A 24,261-nucleotide genomic window follows, 5' to 3' on the forward strand; every position below is an offset into this window, starting at 1 on the left:
TTCGCCGCGCACGCCGCGCTCGCGGTGTTCGTCGGCGTGTCGGCCGGCCCCGAATGGCTGTCGCCCGCGCGCTGGTCCGCCGCGCTGTCGGGCCACGATGCCGTCGCGCGGATGCTCATCGACCTGCGCATGCCGAGGTTGCTGTGCGCGCTTCTCGCGGGTGCGCTGCTCGCCGTGAGCGGCGTCGCGATGCAGAGCGTCGTGCGCAACCCGCTCGCCGGCCCCGAAGTGCTCGGCGTCACGCAGGGCGCGGGGCTCGTCACGTTGTTCGCCTTGTCGACGTGGCCGTTGGTGGGGCACGTGACGCTCGCCGCGGCCGCGCTGATCGGCGGCGGCTTGTCGCTCGCGATCACGCTTGCGCTGAATCACCGGCATCGTTATGCGCCGCTGGCCGTCGCGCTGACCGGCATCGCGATCGGCGCGCTGTGGACCACGCTCGCGCAGTGGCTGATCACGCAGCAAAGCGTGCAGCCCGCGCGCTTCGTCGTCTGGCTCGTCGGCGGCACCTATGGCCGCAGCTGGGGCGAGGTGTCGATGCTGCTGCCGTGGTGCGTGCTGGCGGTGCCCGTCTTCGCATGGCTCGCCCGGCCCCTCGACATGCTCGCGCTCGGCGACGACCAGGCGGCCGCGCTCGGCCTGCCGGTCGCCGCGCTGCGGCCGCTCGCGCTGACGATCGCCACGCTCGCCGCGTGTGCGGCCGTCGCGGCCGTCGGTCCGGTCGGTTTCATCGGGCTGATGGCGCCGCACGTCGCGACGATGCTCGGCGCACGCCGGCACCGCACGCGCCTGTGGCTCGCGGCGGCATGCGGTGCGCTGATTCTCGGCTTCGCCGATCTGGCGGCTCGCACGGTGGTCGCGCCGCGCGAAGTGCCGGCCGGCGTGCTGACCGCGCTGATCGGCGCACCGTATCTGCTCGGACTGCTGATTCTCGAGGGGCGCCGCGCCCGGCGCGCGGGCCGATGACGCCGGCGCTCGACGGCACGCGCGCCACGCGGTTCTCGGCGTTCGCGCCTGCGGCGTTCGCCGGGCATCTCGACGTCGTGTGGCTCGGGATGCCCGATGACGCCCATGCGCCGCCGGGGCGCATCGTCGTGCCCGTCAGCGCGTTGCCCGAGCATCGCGAGGCGGTGCTCGACGCGATGGTCCGTCACTATGGCGGCGACCCGGCCCGACATGCGCGTGCGCTGATGTCGCAATGGAGCAAGTACTACTTCGGGCGTGCCGCGCCCGCCGGTGTAATTGCCGCGCTGACGCTCGGCCGGCCGCTCGACATGGCGCCGGAGCACACGTTCGTCGCGCTCGACGACGGGATGCCGGCCGCGCTGTATTTCCCGCGGGACGCGCTCGGCGCGCCGTGCGACGAACCCGCATTGCGTTACGCGGGTCTCGTCGCGCACCTCGGCGCGGTGATCGACCTGCTGGCGGCGATGGGCCGCGTCACGCCGCGCGTGCTATGGAGCAACGCGGGCAACCTGCTCGACTATCTGCTCGACACGTACCGGTCGCTGCCGTGCCGCGCGGACCCGGTGCGCGATGCCGACTGGCTGTTCGGCGCGGCCTGCGTGCACGGCGAGCCGAATCCGCTGCGTCTGCCGGTGCGCGATGCCGTGCCGCGCTCGTCGCTGCTGCCGACGCCGTTTCGCGCGCGCCGCGTGTGCTGCCTGCGCTATGAAATTCCTGGAGAAACGCAACTGTGTGGAAGCTGCCCCCTGCTACTGACGATGGACGACTCGGCGCTGGCTGGGCAGGACGCGATCCGGTGAAGCACGCCGGCCGCCGTCATGCGCTCGGTGCGCTGGCCGCGCTAGGCGCTGCGTGCTGCGGCGCGTTCGTCGCACCGCAGCACGCAGCCGCCGCCGCGGATGATGCGCGCGGCACGGCATCGCAACCGGGTCGCTCTTCGCTCGCCGGCAATCCGGTCGTGTCGCAGGCAAGCAAGACGATGCCCGTGCGCCCGCAACGCGTGGTCGCACTCGACTTCATGTTCGCGGAAAGCGTGATCGCGCTCGACATCGTGCCGGTCGGCATGGCCGATACCGCGTTCTATCCGGGCTGGCTCGGCTACGAGAGCGACCGGCTCGCGCACGTGACCGACATCGGCTCGCGACAGGAGCCGGGGCTCGAGGCGATCGCCGCGGTGAAGCCCGATCTGATCATCGGCGTCGGTTTCCGCCATGCGCCGATCTTCGACGCGCTCGACCGGATCGCGCCGACGATCCTGTTCCAGTTCAGCCCGAACGTGTCGGAAGACGGCGTGCCCGTCACGCAGCTCGACTGGATGCGGCGGATTTTCCGGACGATCGGCGCCGTGACCGGCCGCGATGCGCGTGCGCAGGCGGTCGACGCGCGACTCGACGCGGGCCTCGTGCGCAATGCGTCGCGGCTCAAGGCGGCGGGGCGCAGCGGCGAACGCATCGCATTGCTGCAGGATCTCGGGTTGCCCGACCGTTACTGGGCCTATACGGGCAACAGCACGTCGGCGGGCCTCGCGCGCGCGCTCGGGCTCGAACCGTGGCCGCGCAAGCCGACTCGCGAAGGCACGCTGTACGTGACGTCCGCCGACCTGCTCAGGCAGCGCGACCTGGCCGTGCTGTTCGTCACCGCGACGGGGATGGACGTGCCGCTGTCGGCGAAGCTCGATTCGCCGGTGTGGCGTTTCGTGCCTGCGTTGCGTGACCGCCGGATCGCACTGATCGAGCGCAACATCTGGGGATTCGGCGGCCCGATGTCGGCGCTGAAGCTGGCTGACGTGATGACCGATACGATGCTGAAGCTGCCGGCCGTGCGCTGAATGCGTGATTGAACGCCAGCGGGCGGAGCAGCGGTTTGACGGGAAGGTGGTGCCTCGTCGTGCCGGACGAACCGGCACACCGCCCGCGCACCGCAATCACGGCGCGCGGGCGATAAACCTCTTGCTTACGCGCTCAACGCGTCGACACCATTCTGCGCACGCGAGCGCGCAGGTGTCGTATCGCTGACGATCTGCCCGTTGTCGAGCTTCAGCAACCGGTCGGCGAGACCGAAATAGCGGTCGTCGTGCGTGATCACGATCACGGCCTTGCCGCGCGCGCGCAGTTCGGGCAACAGTTGCTCGTAGAACACGGCCTTGAACGACGGATCCTGGTCGGCCGCCCATTCGTCGAACAGGTAGAACGGCCGGTCTTCCAGATACGCGACAACCAGCGCGAGCCGCTTGCGCTGGCCGGTCGACAGCGCACGGTTCGAGAACGCGCCGTCGACGACCTTCACCTTGTGGTCGAGCGCGAGCTTCGCGACGAGGGCGTTCGCGCGCGCATCGGCCTGCGCACGCTCCGGATCGTCCGGATCGACGATGCCGAGCAGCGCATCGAACAGGTGGAAATCGTTGAACACCGCGCTGAAGCGCTGCCGGTACGCGGCACGCTCGCGCCAGCCGATCGGGCGGCCGTCGACCTCGATCGCGCCTTCCTCGGGCTCGTAAAGCCCCGTCAGCACCTTCGCGAGCGTCGTCTTGCCGCTGCCGTTGCCGCCGACGATGAACACCAGTTCGCCCGGCTGGATCGTCAGGTTGATCGGCCCGATCCGGAACATCCGTTCGTCGCGCTCGTGGAAATACGCATGCGTGACGCCGCGCAGCGTGACCGCGCCGGCCGGCGGCACGTCGGGGGCGTCGCTGGCGGGCGGCACCGTGCGCAGCGCGCCGAATTCGGCCATCACGCCTTCGATCCGGCCGAGCGACACGCGCGCCGCGTTGACGGTCGGCAGGTTGTTCAGCAGCCCGTCGAGCGGCACCAGCATGAACAGGAACACGACGACGTAGCCGGCCGCGGTGCCGGCATCGGCATGTACGCCGAGCTGCGGCCAGAACGCGGCCGCACCGAGGAACACGTAGAACAGGAAGATGATCCAGCCGACCCCGACCGCATACGCGCTGAACGCGCGGCGGCGGTGATCGCGCACCTCGCCGATCGCGGCGCCGAGCTGGCCGTCGACGAACTGGCGCGCGCGCGCGTCATGCAGCTTCAGCTCCTTCGCCCCGGAGAACAGCGAGCCGAGATAGCCGAACAGGCGGTCCTGCGCCTGGCCGGCCGCTTCGAGCGACGCGATCGCGCGACGGTCGCCGGTGTGGTAGCCGAGCGAGCCCGCGACGATCGCGGTGAGCGCCAGCAGGCAAACGGGCCAAGACAGCCATGCGAGGTAGCCGAGGCAGCCGAACACGATCGAGCCGTGCATCACCAGGTTCGGCAGCGCGAAGAACAGCATCGACACGTTGGTCGCGTCGTCGGTCAGCACCGACTGCACGGGGGCGGCGCCGATCCGCTCGATGTCGCGCAGCTCGGCCGCGCCGACGCGCCGCGCGAGGTGCACGCGCAGCCGCGCCATCGTGTCCTGCGACAGCCGCGCGAACAGCGTGCCCGACACGATGCGCGTGACGAGGGCGATCACCGCGCATAGCGCGAAGCGCCACGCGAGCGACGCATCGGCCGCGCCGGGCTGCGCGAGCGCGCGGTTCAGCGTCGCGACGAGCAGCGCGCTCGCGACGCCGTTGAGCACGCAGGCGACGAGCGCAAGCGCGAGTGATGCGCGGCTTTCGCGCAGCAGCGCGAGGATCAGGCGCGCCGCGGGGCGGGCGGGGGAGGCGTCGAGGGACGGCGGGGAAGAAGGCTCGTGGGCGGCTGTCATCGGCAACGTCGGTAATAAGAGGGCAGGCGAAACATGCGGAAACGGAAAAACTGACGCGAAAGCAGCGCGCGAGCACGAGCCCGGTTGCGGCTTTCCTCCCTGATAGACGAACGGGACACGCAAATATTTAGTCGTTCCTTCCAGAAAGCCGCCCCGTGCGCGATTTGCACGCAAAACGGTAAAAAATCGGCCGCGTCGTTCGTCACACCAGTGAAGCCGCCCAAAGCGGCCCCGAGACTTGGCCGAAGCGGCCGGACCGAAGGACTTCACGCACATGACGAGTTTCCCGACTGCGCTGCATCACCGAATCCGCGAACTGGCGCGCGTCGCGCCCGACGCGCCCGCGCTCGCCGCACCTTTCCAGAACGATCTGCGCCTGTCGCGCGGCGTGCTCGACGCGCGCGCGTCGCAGCTTGCCCGGCAATTGCGTGCGGCGGGCGTGGGCGCGGAAGTGCGGGTCGGCGTGTGCGTCGAGCGCTCGTGCGATCTGTTCGTCGCGTTGCTGGCCGTGCTGAAGGCGGGCGGCGTGTTCGTGCCGCTCGATCCGCGCCATCCGGCCGCGCGCCTCGACTGGATCGTCAGGGATGCGCAATTGCGGCACGGCATCGTCGACGCGGCCGGCCGCGTGGCGCTCGGCATGCCGTTCGAGCATGCGTTCGATGCGGCGGCCGTGGCGGCCGATCGCGCGCAGGCCGCAGCCTTCGGCGATGACGACCACGACGACACGCCGGTGCATCCGCGCTCGGCCGCCTACATGATCTATACCTCGGGTTCGACCGGCACGCCGAAGGCGGTCGTCGTCGAGCACGGGCCGCTCGCCGCGCATTGCGACGCGCTTGCGGCCGCGCTGCCGATCGAGCGCGACGACTGCCTGCTGCATTTCGCGTCGGTCAATTTCGACGCCGCGCACGAATGCTGGCTCGCGCCGCTCGCGGTCGGCGCCAGCGTGACGATTGCGCCGCCGCAGCCGTTCGCGCCGGACGCCGCGCATGCGCTGATGGTGCGCGAGTCGGTCAACGTCGCCGCGTTCCCGCCGGCGTATCTGCGCGAATTCGCGGCCGTGGCCGCGCGCGACGGCGTGCCGCCGGCATTGCGCGTGCTCGCGTTCGGCGGCGAGGCGCTGCCGCAGCAGGCGTTCGAATTCGTGCGCCGGATGTTCCCGTCGGTGCGCCTGATCAACGGTTACGGGCCGACCGAGGCCGTGATCTCGCCGATGCTGTGGCCGGTCGAGCCGGGCGAAACGCCGGTGCTCGCGGCGGACGATGTGTATGCGTCGCTGCCGATCGGTCGCGTGATCGGCCCGCGCGTCGCGCGTATCGACGGCGACGAAGCGCGCGAGGGCGGCGAATTGCTGCTCGGCGGCGTGTGTCTTGCGCGCGGCTATCACGGTCGTCCGGCGTTGACGGCCGAGCGCTTCATTCCCGACGCGGATGGCGAGCCGGGCGCGCGCATCTATCGCACCGGCGACCTCGCGCGCTTGCGGGGCGACGGCGCATTCGACTACCTCGGCCGGCTCGACGATCAGGTCCAGGTGCGCGGCGTGCGTGTAGAGCCTGCGGAAATCGCCGCATGCCTGCGCACGCATCCGGCTGTTGCCGATGCAGCGGTGATCGCCGAAACCGGCAACGGGCCGACGCGGCTGATCGCGTGCGTCGCGCTGCGCGCGGCCGCCGACGATGCGCTGCTGAAGGCGCACGTGGGCGCGCAATTGCCCGCGGCGTGGCAACCGCACCGGTTCGTCCGGTGCGACGCGCTGCCGTATACGCTGAACGGCAAGATCGACCGGGCCGCGCTGCGCGAGCGCATTGCCGCCGCCCGCGATACGGCGCAACGCGAGGGTGACGCGCCGCACACGCCGACCGAGCAGCAGATCGCCGGTGTCTGGCAGACGCTGCTGGCTCTCGACGTCATTCCGTCGCGCGCTGATCGCTTCTTCGCGCTCGGCGCCGATTCGCTGGCCGCGATGCAGCTTCAGGCCGCGATTCGTGCTGCATTGCGCGTGAACCTGCGCCTCGACACGCTGTTCGCCGATCCGTCGCTCGCCGATCTGGCCGCGCACGTCGATCGCGCGGAACGCGAGACAGGCGAGCCGCTGGCCGCGATCTCCGCGCGTCGCAGCGCCGCCGTCGTGGCTGCATCGGCCGCGCCGTACGTCGATCGCGCCGCATCGCTCGCACAGCAACGTTTCTGGGTGCTCGCCCAGACGCGCGATGCAAGCGCCGCATATCACATCGCCGCACACTGGACGATCGACGGCGTGCTCGACCGCGACGCGCTGCAGCGCGCGCTCGATCACGTGATCGGACGGCACGAGGCATGGCGCACGACGCTCGTCGACAGCGACGACGGCATCGTGATGCAGCGTATCCACGCACACTTGCCGGTTGCGATCGCCACGCTGGACCTGCGCGCACAACCGCCGGCTGCGCGCGATGCGCAAGCCGCGCACGTGGCTGAACACGATGCGGGTGCGCCGTTCGATCTGTCGGGCGGGCCGCTGCTGCGCGCGACGCTTCTCGTGCTCGCCGACGATCGCCACCGGCTGCTGCTGACTGCACACCACGCGATCACCGACGGCTGGAGCTCGCGCTGCGCGTTCGACGAACTGTCGGCCGCGTACCGTGCGTATGCGCAAGGTCGCGAACCGTCGTTGCCCGGGCTGCCGATCCAGTACGCGGACTATGCGGACTGGCAGCGCGACATGCTTGCCGGCGGCGAGGGCGAACGACAGCTCGACTACTGGCGCGGCGCGCTGCGCGACGTGCCGGGCCCGCTCGCGCTGCCGGTCGACCGTCAGCCGGGCGCGACGCGCACGCTGCAGGGCGCGCGTGCGTCGGTACGCCTGCCCGACGCGGTTGCAGCCGACGTGCGGCGCCTTGCACGCGATGCGCAGGCCACGGTCTTCACGGTGCTGCTGGCCGCGCTCGACGCATGGCTGGCGCGCGTGACCGGCGAGACGGACGTGGTCGTCGCGGTGCCGGTCGCGCATCGCCAGCGTCCGGAAACCCGCGCGCTGCTCGGACTGTTCCTGAATACCGTGGCGATGCGCGTACGCGTGGCGCCGACGCAGCCGTTCCGCGCGCTCGTCGACGCCGCACGTGCGGCGGCGCTCGATGCGGTCGCGCATCAGGACGTGCCGTTCGAGCGCGTCGTCGACGCGGTGAAGCCGCCCGTCAAGCGCGGCGACGAATGGCTGCGCGTGAAATTCGCGCAGCAGTTCGATGCGCGTCACGACAGCGTGCTGCCGGGCGCGACCGCCGTGGCGACGCCGGGCCCCGATCTTGCCGCGCGCTTCGACTTCGCGCTGGATTTCACCGACGACGCGAACGGCATCGAACTGGTCGCCGCATACGCGACCGACTGCATCGATACGGATACCGCACGCGCATGGCTCGACAGCTATGCAGCGCTGGTCGCGGCCGCCGCACATGAACCGCAACGCACGACGGCCGCATTGCCGTGCGATGCGTCGCCGGTGTCGCGCCAGCCGCGTGACGGCCGGGCACTGCGTGTCGAGCATGCGGACATCGTTGCCGCGTTCGCGCGGCAGGCGGCTGCCTATCCGCATCGCGTTGCGCTCGCCGATGCATCGGCAGCGCTGACGTTCGCCGAACTCGACGACGCGTCAAACCGGATCGCGCACGCACTGAAACTGCGCGGCGTAACGGCCGAGGCGTCCGTGATCGTCTGCGTCGAACGTTCGGCCCGCTTCGTCGTCGGTCTGCTCGGTGCGCTGAAAGCCGGTGCGCTGGCCGTGCTGCTCGATCCGGCGCAGCCGGCCGCGCGACTGGCCGCCGCCGCCGCCGATTGCGGCGCGCGCTGGGCGCTCGTCGCGGACGCGGCCGCCTGGCCGGCCGGCACCGACACGCAACCGCTCGACGTCGATACGCTCGCGCAGGACGCGACGCTCGCCCATGCGGCCGGCGTACGTGTCGCGCCGCATCCCGAACAGGGCGCCTATCTGATCTATACGTCGGGCTCGACCGGCACGCCGAAGGGTGTTGTCGTGTCGCACGGCGCACTCGCCGACTATGTGCAGGGCATGCTCGACGAACTCGCGTTCGCACCGGACGCGTCGTTCGCGATGGTATCGACCGTCGCGGCCGACCTCGGCCATACGACGCTGTTCGGCGCGCTGTGCGCGGGCCGCACGCTGCACCTGCTGCCGGCCGCGTGCGCATTCGACCCGGACCTGTTCGCCGACGAAATGCGCCGCCGCGACGTCGGCGTGCTGAAGATCGTGCCGAGCCACCTGCAGGCGCTGCTCGACGCGCGCGCGCCGGCCGACGTGCTGCCGCGCCACGCGCTCGTGACCGGCGGCGAAACGCTGACGTGGGCGCTCGTCGCGCGTCTCGCCGCGCTCGCGCCGGCCTGCCGCGTGATCAACCATTACGGGCCGACCGAAGCGACGGTCGGCGCGATCGCGTGCGACACCGCATCGATCGCCGTCGACGCGCGCGATCCCGCGAGCGGCGTGCCGCTCGGCGCACCACTGCCGAATGCGCGCGCGCTGGTGCTCGATGCGTTCGGCGCATGCGTGCCGGCAGGCGCGACGGGCGAGTTGTATCTGGGCGGGCCGGGCGTGAACGGATCGCCTTCCTCGGGCGTATCGACGACCAGGTGAAAATTCGCGGCTATCGCGTCGAACCGGGCGAAGTGAGCGCGGCCGTACGCGCGGCCGGCCCGATCGCGCAGGCCGAAACGCTCGCGATCGAGTACGACGGCCGCCTGCGGCTCGCGACGTTCGTCGTGATGCGCGACGGCGCGGCATTCGACGAAGCCGCCGTGCGCGCGGCACTCGGCGCGACGCTGCCCGACTACATGGTGCCCGCGCAGTTCGTCGCGCTCGCGCGCCTGCCGGTCACCGCGAACGGCAAGATCGATCGCGCCGCGCTGCGCGAGCTGGCCGCCGTGCCGGTGACGGTCGCCGCGGGCGACGCGCCGCAGGGCCCGGTCGAAACAGCGCTCGCCGAAGTGTGGCAAGCGGTGCTGAAGGCGCCGAGCGTCGGCCGCGACGACAACTTCTTCGAACTCGGCGGCGACTCGATCCTCGTGCTGCAGGTGATCGCACGTGCCCGCAAGCGCGGCGTGCGCTTCACGCCGAAACAACTGTTCGACGGCCCGACGGTCGCCGAGCTCGCGCGCATCGCGAAGACGGTGGAGGCGGTCGCGGCGACGCCGACGCCAGTCCTGGCCGCGCCGGCTGCCGCGGCAATCCTGACACCGGCACAGCAGCGCTTCTTCGCACTCGACGTGCCGCATCCGGGCCACTGGAACCAGTCGGTCGCGTTCGACGTGCGCGGCCCGTTCGACGCCGATGCGTTCGCACGCGCATTCGACGCATTGCTCACGCATCACGACGCGTTCCGCCAGCGCTTTGCGCGCGACGCGAACGGCAACTGGCACGCAAGCGACGCGGCGAAGCCGCACGACGCGCTGCCGTTCGTCGAAGTCTCGGCACGCGACGAAACCGACGCACTGGCACGCTTCGACGCGTTGCAGCGCCGCCTCGACCTCGGCCGCGGGCCGCTCGCGTGCGCATGCGCGGCGCGGCTGCCGGACGGTTCGACGCAACTCTATCTGGCGATTCATCATGCGATCGTCGACGGCGTGTCGTGGCGCATCCTGCTCGACGATCTCGACTCGGCCTATCGGGCCGCATGCGAGCGCACGCCGGTTCGCCTGTCGCAACCGGGCCTGCGTGCGGATGCATGGGCGGCGCGGCTGGCACGAGCCGCGACAGACCCGGCATCGCCGTTCGCCGCCGAAACCGCATACTGGGCCGGGATGGCGCAGGGCGACGACCTCGTGCCCGATCATCCCGACGCACCGGCGACGAATGCCGATGCGGCCGTCGTCGTGCAGACGATCGACGCGGCATTGACCCGCGCGGCGCTGACCGATGCGCACGCAGCATATCGCACGCAGACGATCGAACTGCTGGGCGCGGCGCTCGCACTGGCGCTGACTGAAGCCGACGGCGCCGCTTCGTGCCGCGTCGAATTCGAAGGACACGGCCGCGAGGCGCTGTTCGACGATGCGGACGCGAGCCGTACGATCGGCTGGCTGACGAGCCACTATCCGGTGACGCTGCCGGTCGACGCGAGCGCACGCGACACGTTGTGCGCGGTCAAGGACACGCTGCGCGCGGTGCCGAACAAGGGGCTCGGCTTCGGCGTGCTCGCGCACTACGGCGATGCGGCGACGCGCGCGGCGCTGGCCGCCGTGCCGCGCCCGCGCGTCACGTTCAACTATCTCGGCCAGTTCGACGCGCCGCGCGATGCGACGCTCGTGCCGCGCTTCGGCGGCACCGGCACCGAGCGCGACCCCCAGGGCCCGCTCGGCAACACGCTCGCGATTCACGCATATCTGGATACCGATCGCGACGGCGCCCGCACGCTCAAGGTGCACTGGGTGTACGGCGCACCGCAATTCGAACGCGCGACGATCGATGCTTTCGCCGAACGCTTCGCGAGCGCACTGCGCGCGCTTGCCGATGCCTGCGCGGCACGTGTCGCGCATCGCGGCGGCGGTGCGACGCCGGGCGATTTCCCGCTCGCGCAGACGGCCGGCCTCACGCAGGCCGCGATCGAGCGCGCGCCGCTCGACTGGCGCACGATCGACGATGTCTATCCGCTGTCGCCGATGCAGCAGGGGATCCTGTTCCATGCGTTGTTCGCGCCCGGTCACGCAAGCTACGTGAACCAGCTCGTCGCGACCGCGACAGCGCTCGACGCCGACCGGCTCGCGGCCGCGTTCGCCGCGTCGGTCGCGCGCCACGACATCCTGCGCACCAGCGTGATGCCCGACGAAGCGGCGCCGCTGCAATGCGTGCATCGCCATGCGCAGATGCCGGTCGAACAGCTCGACTGGCGCGCGCACGGCGCCGCGTTCGACGCCGATTTCGACGCATGGCTCGCGGCCGACCGCGCCCGCGGCTTCGACTGGCGCGAGCCGCCGCTGATGCGGCTCACGCTGATCCGCGTGGCCGACGACGCCTGGCGTGTCGTGTGGACGCGCCACCATGTGCTGCTCGACGGCTGGAGCACCGCGCGCCTGCTCGCGGATGTGCTGCGCGACTATCGCGACCCCGATGCGGTGTCGCCGTTCGCGAGCCGCCCGGCGCTGCGCTATCGCGACTTCATCGCCTGGCTCGGCACGCGCGACCGCGACGCGGACGAACGCTTCTGGACCGAACGGCTCGCGCGCCTCGACGCGCCGACGCTGACCGCCGAGCGCGCGGCCGACCGTGCGGATGCCGAAATGGTCACGTGGCGTGCGACGATCGCCGCCGATGCGCTGGCGCGTGTCGCGCACACCGCACGGGCGCTGAAGCTGACCGTGAACACGCTGGTGCAGGGCGCCTGGGCGCTCGCGCTGCAGCGCATGACGCATCAGCCGGCCGTTGCGTTCGGCGCGACCGTCGCGGGCCGTCCCGATGCGCTCGCGGACGTCGACACGGTGCTCGGCCTTTTCATCAACACGCTGCCGGTGATCACGGCACCCGCGCCGCAACAGCGCGCGGCCGACTGGCTGCAGGCGCTGCAACGCGACAACGCAGCCGCTGCCGAGCATGCGCATACGCCGCTTGCCGACATCCAGCGCTGGGCGCGCGGCGCCGGCGGCGCACTGTTCGACACGCTGGTCGTGTTCGAGAACTACCCGGTCGACGACACGGCGCGCGACGCCGATCCGCGCGCACTCGCGCTGAGCGACGTGCGCAGCATCGAAGCGACCGATTTCGCGCTGACACTCGTGATCGAAAGCGGCGCCGAACTGACGATCGACTATGGCTACGACACCGCGCGTATCGATGCGCGGCAGGTCGAAACCTGGCACCGCGCGTTCGCCTGCGCGCTCGACGCGCTGGCCCGCACGCCGGACGCGCTGCTCGGCACGCTGTCGATCGCGGACGATGCGGCACGCGATGCGCTGGTACGCGCGCAGCACACCGCACAGACGTGGCCGCACGCGCAGCGCCAGCCGCTGCATCTGCAATTCGCCGACGCCGCACGCGCGACGCCGGACGCGATCGCACTCGAATACGCGGACTCGCATGGCCGTGTGCAACGCGCAACCTATCGCGAACTCGACCTGAGCACGGCGCGCGTCGCCGCTGCATTGCGCCGGCGCGGCGTGCGGCCCGACACGCCGGTCGCGCTGTGCGTCGAGCGCTCGTTCGACATGGTGACGGCGCTCGTCGGCGTGCTGAAGGCAGGCGCCGCGTACCTGCCGATCGATCCCGACTATCCGGCCGAGCGCATCGCGTACCTGCTGCAGGATGCACGTCCGGCCGTCGCGATCACGCAGGCCCATCTGCGCGCGCAGGTCGAGGCCGCACTCGGCGATGGCGCGGCGACGCAACTGCTGACGGTGGCCGATCTGCTTGCAGACGAACCGGACGAGATGCCCGCCGGCGTCGCAACCGACATCGACGATGCGCAGCTCGCGTACCTGATCTACACCTCCGGCTCGACCGGCAAGCCGAAGGGCGCCGGCAACACGCACGGCGCGCTCGCGAACCGGATCGCGTGGATGCAGCACGCGTACCGCCTCACGCGCGATGACGTCGTGCTGCACAAGACGCCGTTCGGTTTCGACGTGTCGGTGTGGGAATTCGTGTGGCCGCTCGCGATCGGCGCGAAGCTCGCGATCGCCGCGCCCGGCGACCACCGCGATCCGGCACGCCTCGCGGCCGCGATCCATGCGCACGGCGTGACGGTGCTGCACTTCGTGCCGTCGATGCTCGCCGCATTCGCCGCGTATCTCGACGATTTTGCGGCCGCCGCGCAATGCGACAGCGTGCGCCTGATCGTCGCGAGCGGCGAGGCGCTTGCGCCCGAGCTCGTCGCGAAGGTCGCGCGGCTGCTGCCGAACGCGACGCTCGTGAACCTGTACGGGCCGACGGAAGCCGCGATCGACGTGTCGCACTGGACGTGCGGTCCCGACGACGCGAATGCGATCGCGGTGCCGATCGGCCATCCGATCGCGAACCTGCAACTGCACGTGCTCGACGCGGCATGGCAACCGGTGCCGGCCGGCGCGACCGGCGAGCTGTATCTGGCCGGCGCGGGCCTCGCGCGAGGCTATCTCGGCCGCCCGGGGCTGACCGCCGAGCGCTTCGTGCCCGATCCGTTCGTGCCGGGCGCGCGCATGTACCGCACCGGCGACCTCGCGCGGCGTCGCGCCGACGGCGCGCTCGACTACCTCGGCCGCGTCGACACGCAGGTGAAGCTGCGCGGCCAGCGGATCGAGCCGGGCGAAATCGAGGCGTTGTTGCGCGCGGCGCCGGGCGTACACGACGCGGTCGTGATCGTGCGCGACGAGCAGCTGATCGCTTATATCGCACGTGGCGACGCGGGCCCGCTCGATCGCGCGGCGCTGCTCGATGCGTTGCGTGCGCAACTGCCGGCGTACATGGTGCCGTCGCAACTGATCGAGCTCGACGCGTTACCGGTCACGCCGAACGGCAAGTGCGACCGCCATGCGCTGCCCGCACCGGTGCGTGAAATGTCGGCAGCGGTCGAACTCGCCACCGACACCGAGCGCGCCCTCGCGGCGCTCTGGCAGCGCGTTCTGCACGTGGACGCGATCGGCCGCGACGACGATTTCTTCCTGCTCGGCGGCCACTCGCTGCTCGCGACGCAGGCGCATGCGCAGGCGAACCTGCACTGGGGCCTCGCGCTGCCGCTGCGCACGCTGTTCGACACCCGCACGCTCGCACGCTGCGCGGACGCGATCGATGCGGCATGCGCGGCGCGAGGCGAGACCGATGCGGCGAGCGCGATCGACGCGCTGCTCGGCGAACTGGAAACCCAATAAGGACGACGGATGACAAAGGTTCAACCCGACTGGCTCGCGCTCGCGACGCGTTTCGCGCAACTGCCCGACGCGCAGCGCGCCGTCTTCATCGACAAGCTCGATGCGGCCGGCATCGACTTTCGCGTGCTGCCGATCCCGCCGCGCACGCCGCGCAGCGACCGCGTGAGCGCATCGTTCGCGCAGACGCGGCTGTGGCTGCATGCGCGACTGATCGACGCGCCGGACGCGTATCACATCACCGAGCGGCTCGCGCTGACGGGCCCGCTCGACGCGCATGCGCTGCGGCTTGCTTGCGACGCACTGATCGCGCGCCATGAAGCGCTGCGCACGACCTTCGACGAAGCGGAGGACGGTGTCGCGCAGACGATCCATCCACCGCTGCGCTGCCCGTGGCGCGAGACCGATCTCGAAGCGCTGCCCGACGCGCAGCGCGGCGCGCGCGCCGACAGCGTCGCGACCGCCGACGAAGCCATTGCGTTCGATCTCGGCGCGGCGCCGCTCGTGCGTGCCCACCTGATCCGCTTCGACGCGACGCATCACTGGCTCGCGCTGACTGTTCACCACATCGTGTCGGACGGCTGGTCGTCGGGCGTGATGCTCGACGAGCTCGCTGCGTTCTATCGCGCCTATGCGTCGAACGAACCGGTGCCGCTCCCGCCGCTGCCGATCCAGTATGCGGACTACGCGCTGTGGCAGCGCCGCTGGCTCGACGCCGGCGAACGCGACCGTCAGCTCGCGTTCTGGCGCGAGCGGCTCGATCCGCAGCGCGGCGTGCTTACGTTGCCGGGTGCGGCCGCACGGCCCGCACGACGCAGTGCGCGCGGCGCGCGCCAGATGTTTTCGCTCGACGCGCGGATCGGCGCGCAACTGCGCGCCTTCGCGGCCGCGTCGGGTGCGACGCCGTTCGCGGTGCTGCTTGCCGCGCTCGATGCGTTGCTCGCCCGCGCGACGGGCGACGCGCGGATCTGCGTTGGCGTGCCGGCCGCGAACCGCGAACGCGCGGAGACGGGCGGCCTGATCGGGTTCTTCGTCAACACGCTCGCGATCGATGTCGACGTGCCCGCGCATGGCGATTTCTCGTCGCTGGTCGCGCGTACGCAGCGTGCGCTCGTCGATGCGCAAATGCACCAGGACGTGCCGTTCGAACAGGTCGTCGACGCGCTCGGCGTGCCGCGCAGCGCGAGCTACCATCCGCTGTTTCAGGTGATGGCCGCCTATGGCGAGCGCCGCGCGCTGCCCGCCCTGGGCGCGGCGTCGGCCGCGCTGTTGCCGTCCGGCACGCCGTCCGCGAAATTCGACCTGACGCTCGCCGTCGAGGCAACGCCCGACGGCACGTTCGACGCCGCCTTCATCTACGCGCTCGACCTGTTCGACGCGGACGCGATCGCGCGGCTCGCCGCGCGCTTCGCCTGCTCGGCGACGCTCGCGCGCCCCGACATGCCGATCGGCGATCTCGACTGGCTGCCCGCCAATGAACTCGCGCAACTCTTCGCGTGGAACGCGCCGGCGGGTGCGGCCGAGGCCGAACCGTTCGTGCCCAGGATGCAAGCATCGCCGCGCATGCGCAGGCGCGGCCCGGCGCGCGCGGCGTCGCCGACATCGATCGCGCATTCACGCGCGGCGAAGTCGACGCCCGCGCCGCACGCATCGCGCGCAATCTCGTCGCGGCCGGCGTGCGGCCCGAGATGCGCGTCGGCGTCGCGCTGCAGCGTTCGGTCGACCTGCTGGTCGCGCTGATCGCGGTGCTGAAGTCGGGTGCCGCGTTCGTGCCGCTCGATCCGGCCCATCCGCGCGAACGGCTCGCACAGATCGTCGGCGACGCGGGCATCGCGCACGTGCTGACCGACGCCGCGAGCGCCGCGTCGCTGCCCGATCTGCCGCAACTGCGCATCTGGCGAGCGGACCAGGTGGAGGCATTCGACGAAGCCGCTCAGGTCGAGCTGCCGGACGTGCTGCCCGGCCATGCGGCATATGCAATCTACACGTCGGGCTCGACCGGCAAGCCGAAGGGCGTGATCGTCGATCACGCGGCATTCGCGCGGCACTGCGTGGCGATCGCCGAGCGCTACGGCGCGAGCGAAAACGACGTTTTCCTGCTGTTCCAGTCGGTCAACTTCGACGGCGCGCACGAAGGATGGTTTTCGCAATACCTGTCGGGTGCCGCCGTGTCGGTGACGGCCGACGTGCTGTGGCCGCCGGCGCAGACCTGCGCGATGATGGTCCGCGACGGCGTGACGATGACCTACGTGCCGCCCGGCTGCGCCGCGCAACTCGCCGAATGGGCGCTCGCGCACGGCGCACCGCCGACGCTGCGTTCGCTGACCGTCGGCGGCGAGGCGACGTCGCGCGAAGCGTTCGCGATGCTGCGCCGCGCGATGCCGAACGTACGGGTGGTCAACGGCTACGGCCCGACCGAGACCGTCATCACGCCGACGTTGTGGATGTTCCGTCCCGGCGACGATCTCGCGGCACTCGGCGACGCCGCGTACCTGCCGATCGGCACGCTGGTCGGCGCGCGCACCGCGCACGTGCTCGACGAGCGGCTGCATCCGCTGCCGGTGGGCGTGATCGGCGAACTGTATCTGGGCGGCGAGGGAATCGGCGTGGCGCGCGGCTATCTGGACCGTCCGGCGCTGACGGCCGAGCGTTTCGTGCCTGACCCGTACGGCGCGCCGGGCGCACGCCTGTACCGCACCGGCGACCTCGTGAGGCGTCGCGCGGATGGCGTGTTCGACTTCATCGGTCGCGTCGATCATCAGGTGAAGCTGCGCGGGTTGCGCATCGAACTCGGCGAAATCGAGGCCCAGCTCGCCGCGCACGATGCGGTGCGCGAAGCATGCGCGGTCGTGCACGGGCAGGGCGCGCAGGCCCAGCTCGTCGCGTACGTCGAACTGAGCGCAGACGCGCAGGCCGCGGCGCAACCCGTCGAAGCCGCGACGCTCGATGCGCATCTGCGCCGCATGCTGCCCGACTACATGGTGCCCGCGCAACTGATCGTGCTCGACGCGCTGCCGCGCAATGCCAACAGCAAGGTCGACCGCGCGCGGCTGCCCGCGCCGGTGCGCGTCGAACGTGCATACGAAGCGCCGCACGACGGCGACGAGGCCGTGCTTGCGGCGATCTGGCGCGACGTGTTGAACGTCGTGCGCGTCGGCCGTGGCGATCACTTCTTCGACCTCGGCGGCCATTCGCTGGCCGCGGTGCGCGTCGCGACGCGTGTCGCCGAGCGGCTTCGCCGCGATGTGCCGGTACGCGCGCTGTTCGAAGCGCCGGTGCTGGCGCAATATGCGCGGCAGGTTGCCGACGCACCGCGCGCTGCATACGCCGGTGCCGCGGCGCCGGGCATCGCGGTGGTCAAACCCGATGCGCACGGTGTGTGGCCGCTGTCGCCCGCGCAGCTCGGCCTCTGGTTCCTGTGGCGCGCGCAGCCGGACAGCGCCGCGTACAACATTCCGGTCGCGCTGCGCGTGCGCGGTCCGCTCGACGTCGCTGCGCTGCGCGCAGCGTTTTCCGCTGCGGCAGCCGCGCATCCGGCGCTGCGCACACGGCTCGTCGTGCGCGACGGCATGCTGCCGGGCCAGCGGATCGAAGACGCCTCGACCGTCGCGTTGCCGGTCGTCGATCTGTCGGCACAGCCCGATGCGCTCGCTCGCGCGGCAGCGCTGACCGATGCGGATGCACTCGCACCGTTCGATCTCGTCGCCGATGCGCCGCTGTGGCGCGCACGCGTGCTGCGGCTCGGCGCCGATGATCACGTATTGTCGGTGACGATCCATCACATCGTGTCGGATGGCGAATCGATCGAGCTGTGGCTCGATGCGGTGCGCGCTCGCTATGTCGATAGCGTGCGCGGTGAAGCGGCATCGGCATCGACGCCCGCTGTGGAAAACCGCACGCTCGTCTTGCCTGCGCCATGCCACCCGGCCCGCGTCGCATACTGGCGCGACGCGCTGGCAGAGCTGCCGTCGTGCGTGCTGCCGCAGCGTGCGGATGCGCCGGCCGTCCCGCAATGGCGCGCGGCACGCATCGCGTTCGAGTTCGATGCGGCGCTGATCCGTACTGCGCGCGACGCAGCATCGGCCGCGCATGCGACGTTGCCGATGCTGCTGCACGCGGCGCTCAATACCGCGCTGTTCCGCGCGACCGGCGCGGCCGACCAGCCGGTCGGCGTGCTCGCGTCGACGCGCGAGTTGACGGGCGACGCGGCGCGCGATGCGCTGGGACTCTTCATCAATTCCGTCGTCGTGCGCACGCGTATCGGCGCGGCGGCCCGCCGCGCGGACGTGCTCGCCCAGGTGCGCGACACGGCGCTCGCCGCGTATGCGCATGCCGACGTGCCGTTCGCCGACGTCGTCGCGGCACTGCGCGCGCCACGCACGGCGCAGGCCAATCCGCTGTTCCAGGTGATGTTCAACTACCTGCGCCCGACCGGTGCGACTGCGCGCGACTGGGCCGGATTGTCGCTCGCCGAATTCGGCGACGTGCGGCATCGCGTCGTGTTCACGCTGGAGCTCGACGTCGTCGAACATCCGGACGGCCGCTTGAGCGCCGCGTTCTCGTATGCGGACGAACTGCTCGACGGCACGTTCGTCGACACGCTCGTCCGGCTGTATCACGACGAAGTCGCCCGTTTCGCCGGTGCGCCGGAAGCGATGCTCGGTGCGCCTGATGCGCGGGTCGCTGCACCCGCCGCGGACGCAGTCGCGCCGGTGCGCCATGCGGCGCACGGGCACGGCAGCGTCGGCCGCCCCGAACGCCGTTGCATCGCTCGCGGCGTTGTGGTCCGACACTTCGCGACGGCCGCGCCTGCGCCCGACGCCGATCTGTTCGAGGCCGGTGCGACGTCGTTCGACGTCGTGCGCTTCGTCGACGCGGCGAACCGCGCCGGTCGTCCGCTGACGGTGGCCGACGTGTTCGCGTCGCCGACGCTCGCTGCGCTCGGCGCATGCATCGGCACACCGGTCCAAACCGGCCTGGAGGTGCGCGATGCTGGCTGAAGTCCGCCCGGACGGAATCACGATGCCTGACACGCCGCCTCGTATTCGCGGGACGACCTGTTCGCCGCGCGTGACGCGGAGATCCGCGTTGCGCACGGCGATTTCATCGGCGCGCAGTCGCTGCGCGCGTAACTCGCGGACGACGGCACGCTGCGCCTCGTCGCATACAACCATCGCGCGGCGCCGGCCGACCAGCGCCGCGCGCTGCTGGCCGCGCTCGCCGCGGCGTTTTCCGACGATGTCCGCCGCGCGGCGATCCGGCTCGACCCGGCCGCGTGGCCGGCAGTCGCGCCCGACGCGCTGCGCGCGAGCGGCGTGCTCGCCGACGGTGGCCTGTGCATGCGCGAAGGCTGGGCGCAACAGGCGGACTCCAGGCGCGTCGGTGCGCATCTGCCTTGCGCGACGCTGCCGATGCTGACCGACGGCCGGCGTCCTCCGCGCCGCCCGCCGGCGCCGCGCGGCGACGTGTACGCCCGCGACCTGCCGGCGCTCGGCGTGCGCTTCACGCTGCGCGGCTGGCAGCCGGGCGAGGACGCCGCGCGCGTCGCGCGCTGGTTCGACGAGCCGCGCGTGCGCGACGGCTGGCCCGGCACGCAGCCCGGCGCGGACGGCACGGCGCCCGATGCCGATCCGCACGTAACGCCGCTCGTCGGCTGCTTCGACGGCGAGCCGTTCGCGTACTTCGAAGCGTTCTGGCTGAAGGAAGACCCGCTCGCACCGCACGTCGGCGCGCGCGACTACGACCGCGGCCTGCGGATGCTGGTCGGCGAATCGCGCTGGCGCGGCCCGCATTGCGTGGCGGGCTGGCTGCCGTCCGTCGTCCATTACCTGTTTCTCGACGATCCGCGTACCGAAGCGCTCGGCTGCGCGGTCCCGGCCGGCCACGCGCGGGTCGTCGACATCCTCGCGCGGCATGGCTTCGCGCGGCAGCGCCGTCTGGCGCTGGCCGACGCGCAGCCGCTGTGGATGCACGCGCTGCGCGAGACGTTCTTCTCCGGCCGTCATGTCTGACGGGCCGGTTTCACCGACAAGGGAGCTGAGAGACATGCAGAGAGAAACCGTATTCGACCTGATCGGCGTCGGCTTCGGGCCGTCGAATCTGGCGCTGGCCGTGCGCCTTGCCGAGCGCGGCGGTGCGCGCCCGTTCGCGCATTGCTTCGTCGAACGCCAGCCGGAGTTCGGCTGGCATCGCGGGATGCTGCTCGACGACTGCCGGATGCAGATCTCGTTTCTGAAGGATCTCGTCACGATGCGCGATCCGAAGAGCCGCTATACGTTCATCAACTATCTGTTCGAACGGGGCCGGCTGAACGAATTCGTCAACCTGAAGAATTTCTATCCGACCCGCGTCGAATTCCACGACTACCTGAGCTGGGTCGCGGAAGCGTTCGACGAGCACGTCCATTACAGCGAGACCGTCACGGCGATCGAGCCCGTGCGCGGCGACGGCGCGCGCATCGACGCGCTGCGCGTGCTGTCGCGCGATGCCGCGGGCCACGAGCGCCAGCGCGTGACACGCGCGCTGTCGGTCGGCGTCGGCGGCACGCCGGCGGTGCCGGACGCGTTCGCCGCGCTCGGCCGGGACCGCGTGATCCACTCGTCGTCGTATTTGACCGACATCGACCGGCTGGTCGCGTCGCCGGACGGCGAGCGCCGCCGCGTCGCGGTGATCGGCGCGGGGCAGAGCGCGGCCGAGGTGTTCATCGACCTCGCGCGCCGCTTCCCGCACGTCGACGCGAGCCTCGTGATGCGCGCCGGCGCGCTGAAACCGGCCGACGACAGCCCGTTCGTCAACGAGATTTTCAGCCCGGCGTTCACCGATGTCGTTTACGCACTGCCGCAGGACGCGCGCCGCGCGCTGCTCGAGCGCTATCGCGACACCAACTACGCGGTAGTCGACCGGCCGCTGATCGAGCAGATCTACGAAATGCTGTACCTGCAGCGCATCGACGGCACGCCGCGTCATGCGCTGCTCGCGAACAGCGCGATCGAAGCCGCGGTGCGTGCCGCCGACGGCCGCATCGAGCTGACGCTGCGCGACCGGATGAACGGCGCCACGCGCGTCGAGCGCTTCGACGCACTCGTGCTCGCGACCGGCTACCGGCGCGACACGCATTCGGCGCTGCTCGAAGGGCTCGCGCCGTACCTGGGAGACGCGCTCACGCGCGGCGACGTGACGCGCGACTACCTGCTCGCGACGCCCGAGCACTTCGCGCCGCGCATCTACCTGCAAGGCTGCTGCGAAGACAGCCACGGTTTGTCCGACACGCTGCTGTCGGTCCTCGCACGCCGCGCGGACGAAATCTGCGCGTCGCTCGAAGACGGGAGCGCGCCCGGCCATGACGACGGCGCGGCCCGGGCAGTACATGAACAACGACATCAAAACGGGGTGAGCGCGGGCCGGATGGCTTTCGCTCTTTGACAAAGGCGCGGTCGGAGACCGCATAAAAAACTGGAGCAGAGAAAGATGGAGTGGGCAACAGGCACGCGTTTGCGTGCGATCGCAGCCGCGGCAAGCGTGGCGTTCGGGACCGCGGCGGCAGGGCACGCATTCGCCCAGACGGCGCCGGCCGTGAACGCAGGCGCTGCGGCGCCGGTCAGCAGTGCGCAGAACGGCACGGCGGCGAGTGCGGCGGCCGGTGCATCGAGCGGCGCGGCGACCGGCACGCTGCCGGCGATCAACGTCAACGCGGGCTCGGAAGGCGACGGCACGGTCGGGCTCGTCGCGAAGCGCAGCCGCAGTGGCACGAAGACCGACACCCCGATCACCGAAATCCCGCAGACGATCAACGTCGTCACGGCACAGCAGATCGAGATGACGGGCGCGACCGACGTGAACGCGGCGCTGCGCTACGTGCCCGGTTTCTCGTCGTACGGTTCGGACAACCGTTCCGACTGGTACGCGGCGCTGCGCGGCTTCACGCCGACCGCCTACGTGAACGGGCTGCAGGTGCCGAACACGCTCAACCTGTCGAGCTGGCGCGTCGATCCATACATGATCGACAGCATCTCGGTGCTGCGCGGGCCGACCTCGGTGCTGTACGGCGCGGGCGACCCGGGTGCGATCATCGACGTGCAGACCAAGACCGCCGACGGCGAGCGCGTGCGCGAAGCCGGCGTGCAGATCGGCAACTATGCGCGCAAGCAGTTCATGATCGACGTAGGCGACAAGCTCGACCCGGACGGCCAGTATGCGTACCGGTTCGTCGGTGTCGCGCGCGACGGCAACGCGCTGTCCGGCCCGAACAACGACCAGCGCGTGTCGCTCGCGCCGTCGTTCCGCTGGCGCCCCAACGCGGATACGTCGCTGACGCTGTCCGCGACGTACCTGCAGGACTGGGGCGACATCTCGTCGAACTTCCTGCCCGCGCAGGGCACGGTGCTGCCGAACCCGAACGGTCAGATCAACCAGGACATCTACGAAGGCGATGGCAGCTTCAACTACTACCGCAAGAAGCAGTGGTCGCTCGGCTACCAGTTCGAGCAGAAGCTGACGCCGGCGTGGACGTTCCGCCAGAACACCCGCCTGATGCACCTGTCGCTCGACAACGGGTCGGTGTGGGGCGCGGGCTTCGCCGACGACACCCTGACCGACGTCAACCGCTGGGCCGGCGTGTTCCAGATGAACTACAGCCGCTTTGACATCGACAACAACCTCGAGGGCCGCTTCGCGACGGGCCCGCTCCAGCACACGCTGCTGCTCGGTTTCCAGTACAACCGCCAGACCGCGACCGACAGCGAATGGCTGGCCGCCGCACCGACGCTGAACCTGTACAACCCGGTCTATACGCCGGTCACGCTGTCGGTGTTCTCCGATCCGAACACCACGTACCGGACCAACACGTACACGACGATGAACACGTTCGGCCTGTACGCGCAGGATCAGATCAAGTGGAACCGCTGGACGCTGACGCTCGGCGGCCGCGAGGACTGGGTCAACATGCGAATGGACGACCGCGCGGGCGGCACGCAGTCGAAGGCCGACGTGACGGCGTTCACGGGCCGCGTCGGGCTGACGTACGAGGGCGACTATGGCCTGTCGCCGTATGTCAGCTACGCGACGTCGTTCAACCCGCTGATCGGCGTGAGCCTGTACGGCGGCGGCCTGCCGCAGCCGACGCGCGGCAAGCAGATCGAGGCCGGCCTGCGCTGGCAGCCGCCCGGCAAGAACATGATGCTGAACGCGGCGATCTACCAGATCAACCAGACCAACGTGCTCACGCCGACGCCGACGGATCTCGATCCGGCCGGCACGACGCAGATCCAGACGGGTGAAGTGCGCTCGCGCGGGATCGAACTGAGCGCGACCGGCAAGCTCACGCGAAACCTGTCGGTGATCGCGTCTTACGTCTACCAGGACGTGAAGAACGTGAAGGCCAACGACGATTCGCTGAACAACTGGCCGGTCGACATTCCGCGTCCGCGCCAGATGGCGTCGCTGTGGACCGACTGGACGTGGCACACGGGGCCGCTCGCGGGCTTCGGCCTCGGCGGCGGCGTTCGCTATCAGAGCGCGTCGGCCGGTGCGTCCGACAACTCGCTGTCGGTCTCGAGCGTCACGCTGTTCGACGCGGGCGTGCATTACGACATGCGTAACTGGCGCTTTGCCGTGAACGGGACCAACCTGTTCAACCGCCACTACATCAGCGGTTGCCAGTCGGCGAACGTCTGCATTTTCGGCACCGACCGCACGGTGATCGCCACCGCGAAATACAACTGGTGACGCCGCGCGCCGCGGCGTGCCGGCCGGCCTTCGGGCCGGTCCGCGCGAGCCGCGGCG

6 protein-coding genes and 3 pseudogenes are annotated in these 24,261 nt (G+C 70.9%); 8 read left to right on the top strand and 1 reads right to left on the bottom strand.

The window, feature by feature from the left end; all coding sequences use genetic code 11:
* From J7024_RS21270 to J7024_RS21280, 3 genes are all read left to right on the top strand, one after another.
* The coding region (locus tag J7024_RS21270; protein WP_234745447.1) for an iron chelate uptake ABC transporter family permease subunit at positions 1 to 963 on the top strand (963 nt) is incomplete at its 5' end.
* Complete coding sequence (gene fhuF, locus J7024_RS21275; RefSeq protein WP_124825740.1) at positions 960 to 1,763, top strand: siderophore-iron reductase FhuF; 804 nt, start codon at positions 960 to 962, stop codon at positions 1,761 to 1,763. The genes J7024_RS21270 and fhuF, both read left to right, overlap by 4 nt.
* Positions 1,760 to 2,791, top strand: coding sequence for an ABC transporter substrate-binding protein (locus tag J7024_RS21280; protein WP_175770126.1), 1,032 nt, complete (start codon positions 1,760 to 1,762; stop codon positions 2,789 to 2,791). Before fhuF ends, J7024_RS21280 begins: the two co-directional genes overlap by 4 nt.
* Positions 2,792 to 2,916: 125 nt before the next feature.
* Here J7024_RS21280 and J7024_RS21285 read toward each other — a convergent pair whose 3' ends face one another.
* The gene (locus J7024_RS21285; protein ID WP_234745449.1) at positions 2,917 to 4,662 is read right to left on the bottom strand and encodes a cyclic peptide export ABC transporter; all 1,746 of its coding nucleotides are present in this window, start codon (positions 4,660 to 4,662) and stop codon (positions 2,917 to 2,919) included.
* A 274-nt stretch (positions 4,663 to 4,936) separates the two neighbouring features.
* Here J7024_RS21285 and J7024_RS21290 point away from each other — a divergent pair.
* The 5 genes and pseudogenes from J7024_RS21290 (at position 4,937) to J7024_RS21315 (ending at position 24,204) form a co-directional block, all read left to right on the top strand.
* Positions 4,937 to 14,484 (top strand): annotated as a pseudogene (locus J7024_RS21290) (amino acid adenylation domain-containing protein).
* Positions 14,485 to 14,493: 9 nt separating this feature from the next.
* A pseudogene (locus tag J7024_RS21300) lies at positions 14,494 to 19,481 on the top strand (amino acid adenylation domain-containing protein).
* Positions 19,471 to 20,492, top strand: a pseudogene (locus tag J7024_RS37360) (GNAT family N-acetyltransferase). The pseudogenes J7024_RS21300 and J7024_RS37360 overlap by 11 nt, the downstream one beginning before the upstream one ends.
* Before the next feature lie 34 nt (positions 20,493 to 20,526).
* Entirely contained in the window at positions 20,527 to 21,903 is a 1,377-nt protein-coding gene (locus tag J7024_RS21310) for a lysine N(6)-hydroxylase/L-ornithine N(5)-oxygenase family protein (RefSeq protein WP_234745455.1), read from the top strand.
* 45 nt (positions 21,904 to 21,948) lie between these two features.
* The gene (locus J7024_RS21315; protein WP_124825733.1) at positions 21,949 to 24,204 is read left to right on the top strand and encodes a TonB-dependent siderophore receptor; all 2,256 of its coding nucleotides are present in this window, start codon (positions 21,949 to 21,951) and stop codon (positions 24,202 to 24,204) included.
* The last annotated feature ends 57 nt before the right edge of the window (positions 24,205 to 24,261 follow it).

It is taken from the genome of Burkholderia sp. WTPI3, from assembly GCF_021483755.1.
Lineage (GTDB): Bacteria > Pseudomonadota > Gammaproteobacteria > Burkholderiales > Burkholderiaceae > Burkholderia.

Excerpts from the sequence above, each read along its gene's own strand:
- fhuF (WP_124825740.1), top strand. The coding sequence starts at position 960 with ATGACGCCGGCGCTCGACGGCACGCGCGCCACGCGGTTCTCGGCGTTC.
- J7024_RS21285 (WP_234745449.1), bottom strand. The coding sequence starts at position 4,662 with ATGACAGCCGCCCACGAGCCTTCTTCCCCGCCGTCCCTCGACGCCTCC.
- J7024_RS21310 (WP_234745455.1), top strand. The coding sequence starts at position 20,527 with ATGCAGAGAGAAACCGTATTCGACCTGATCGGCGTCGGCTTCGGGCCG.
- J7024_RS21315 (WP_124825733.1), top strand. The coding sequence starts at position 21,949 with ATGGAGTGGGCAACAGGCACGCGTTTGCGTGCGATCGCAGCCGCGGCA.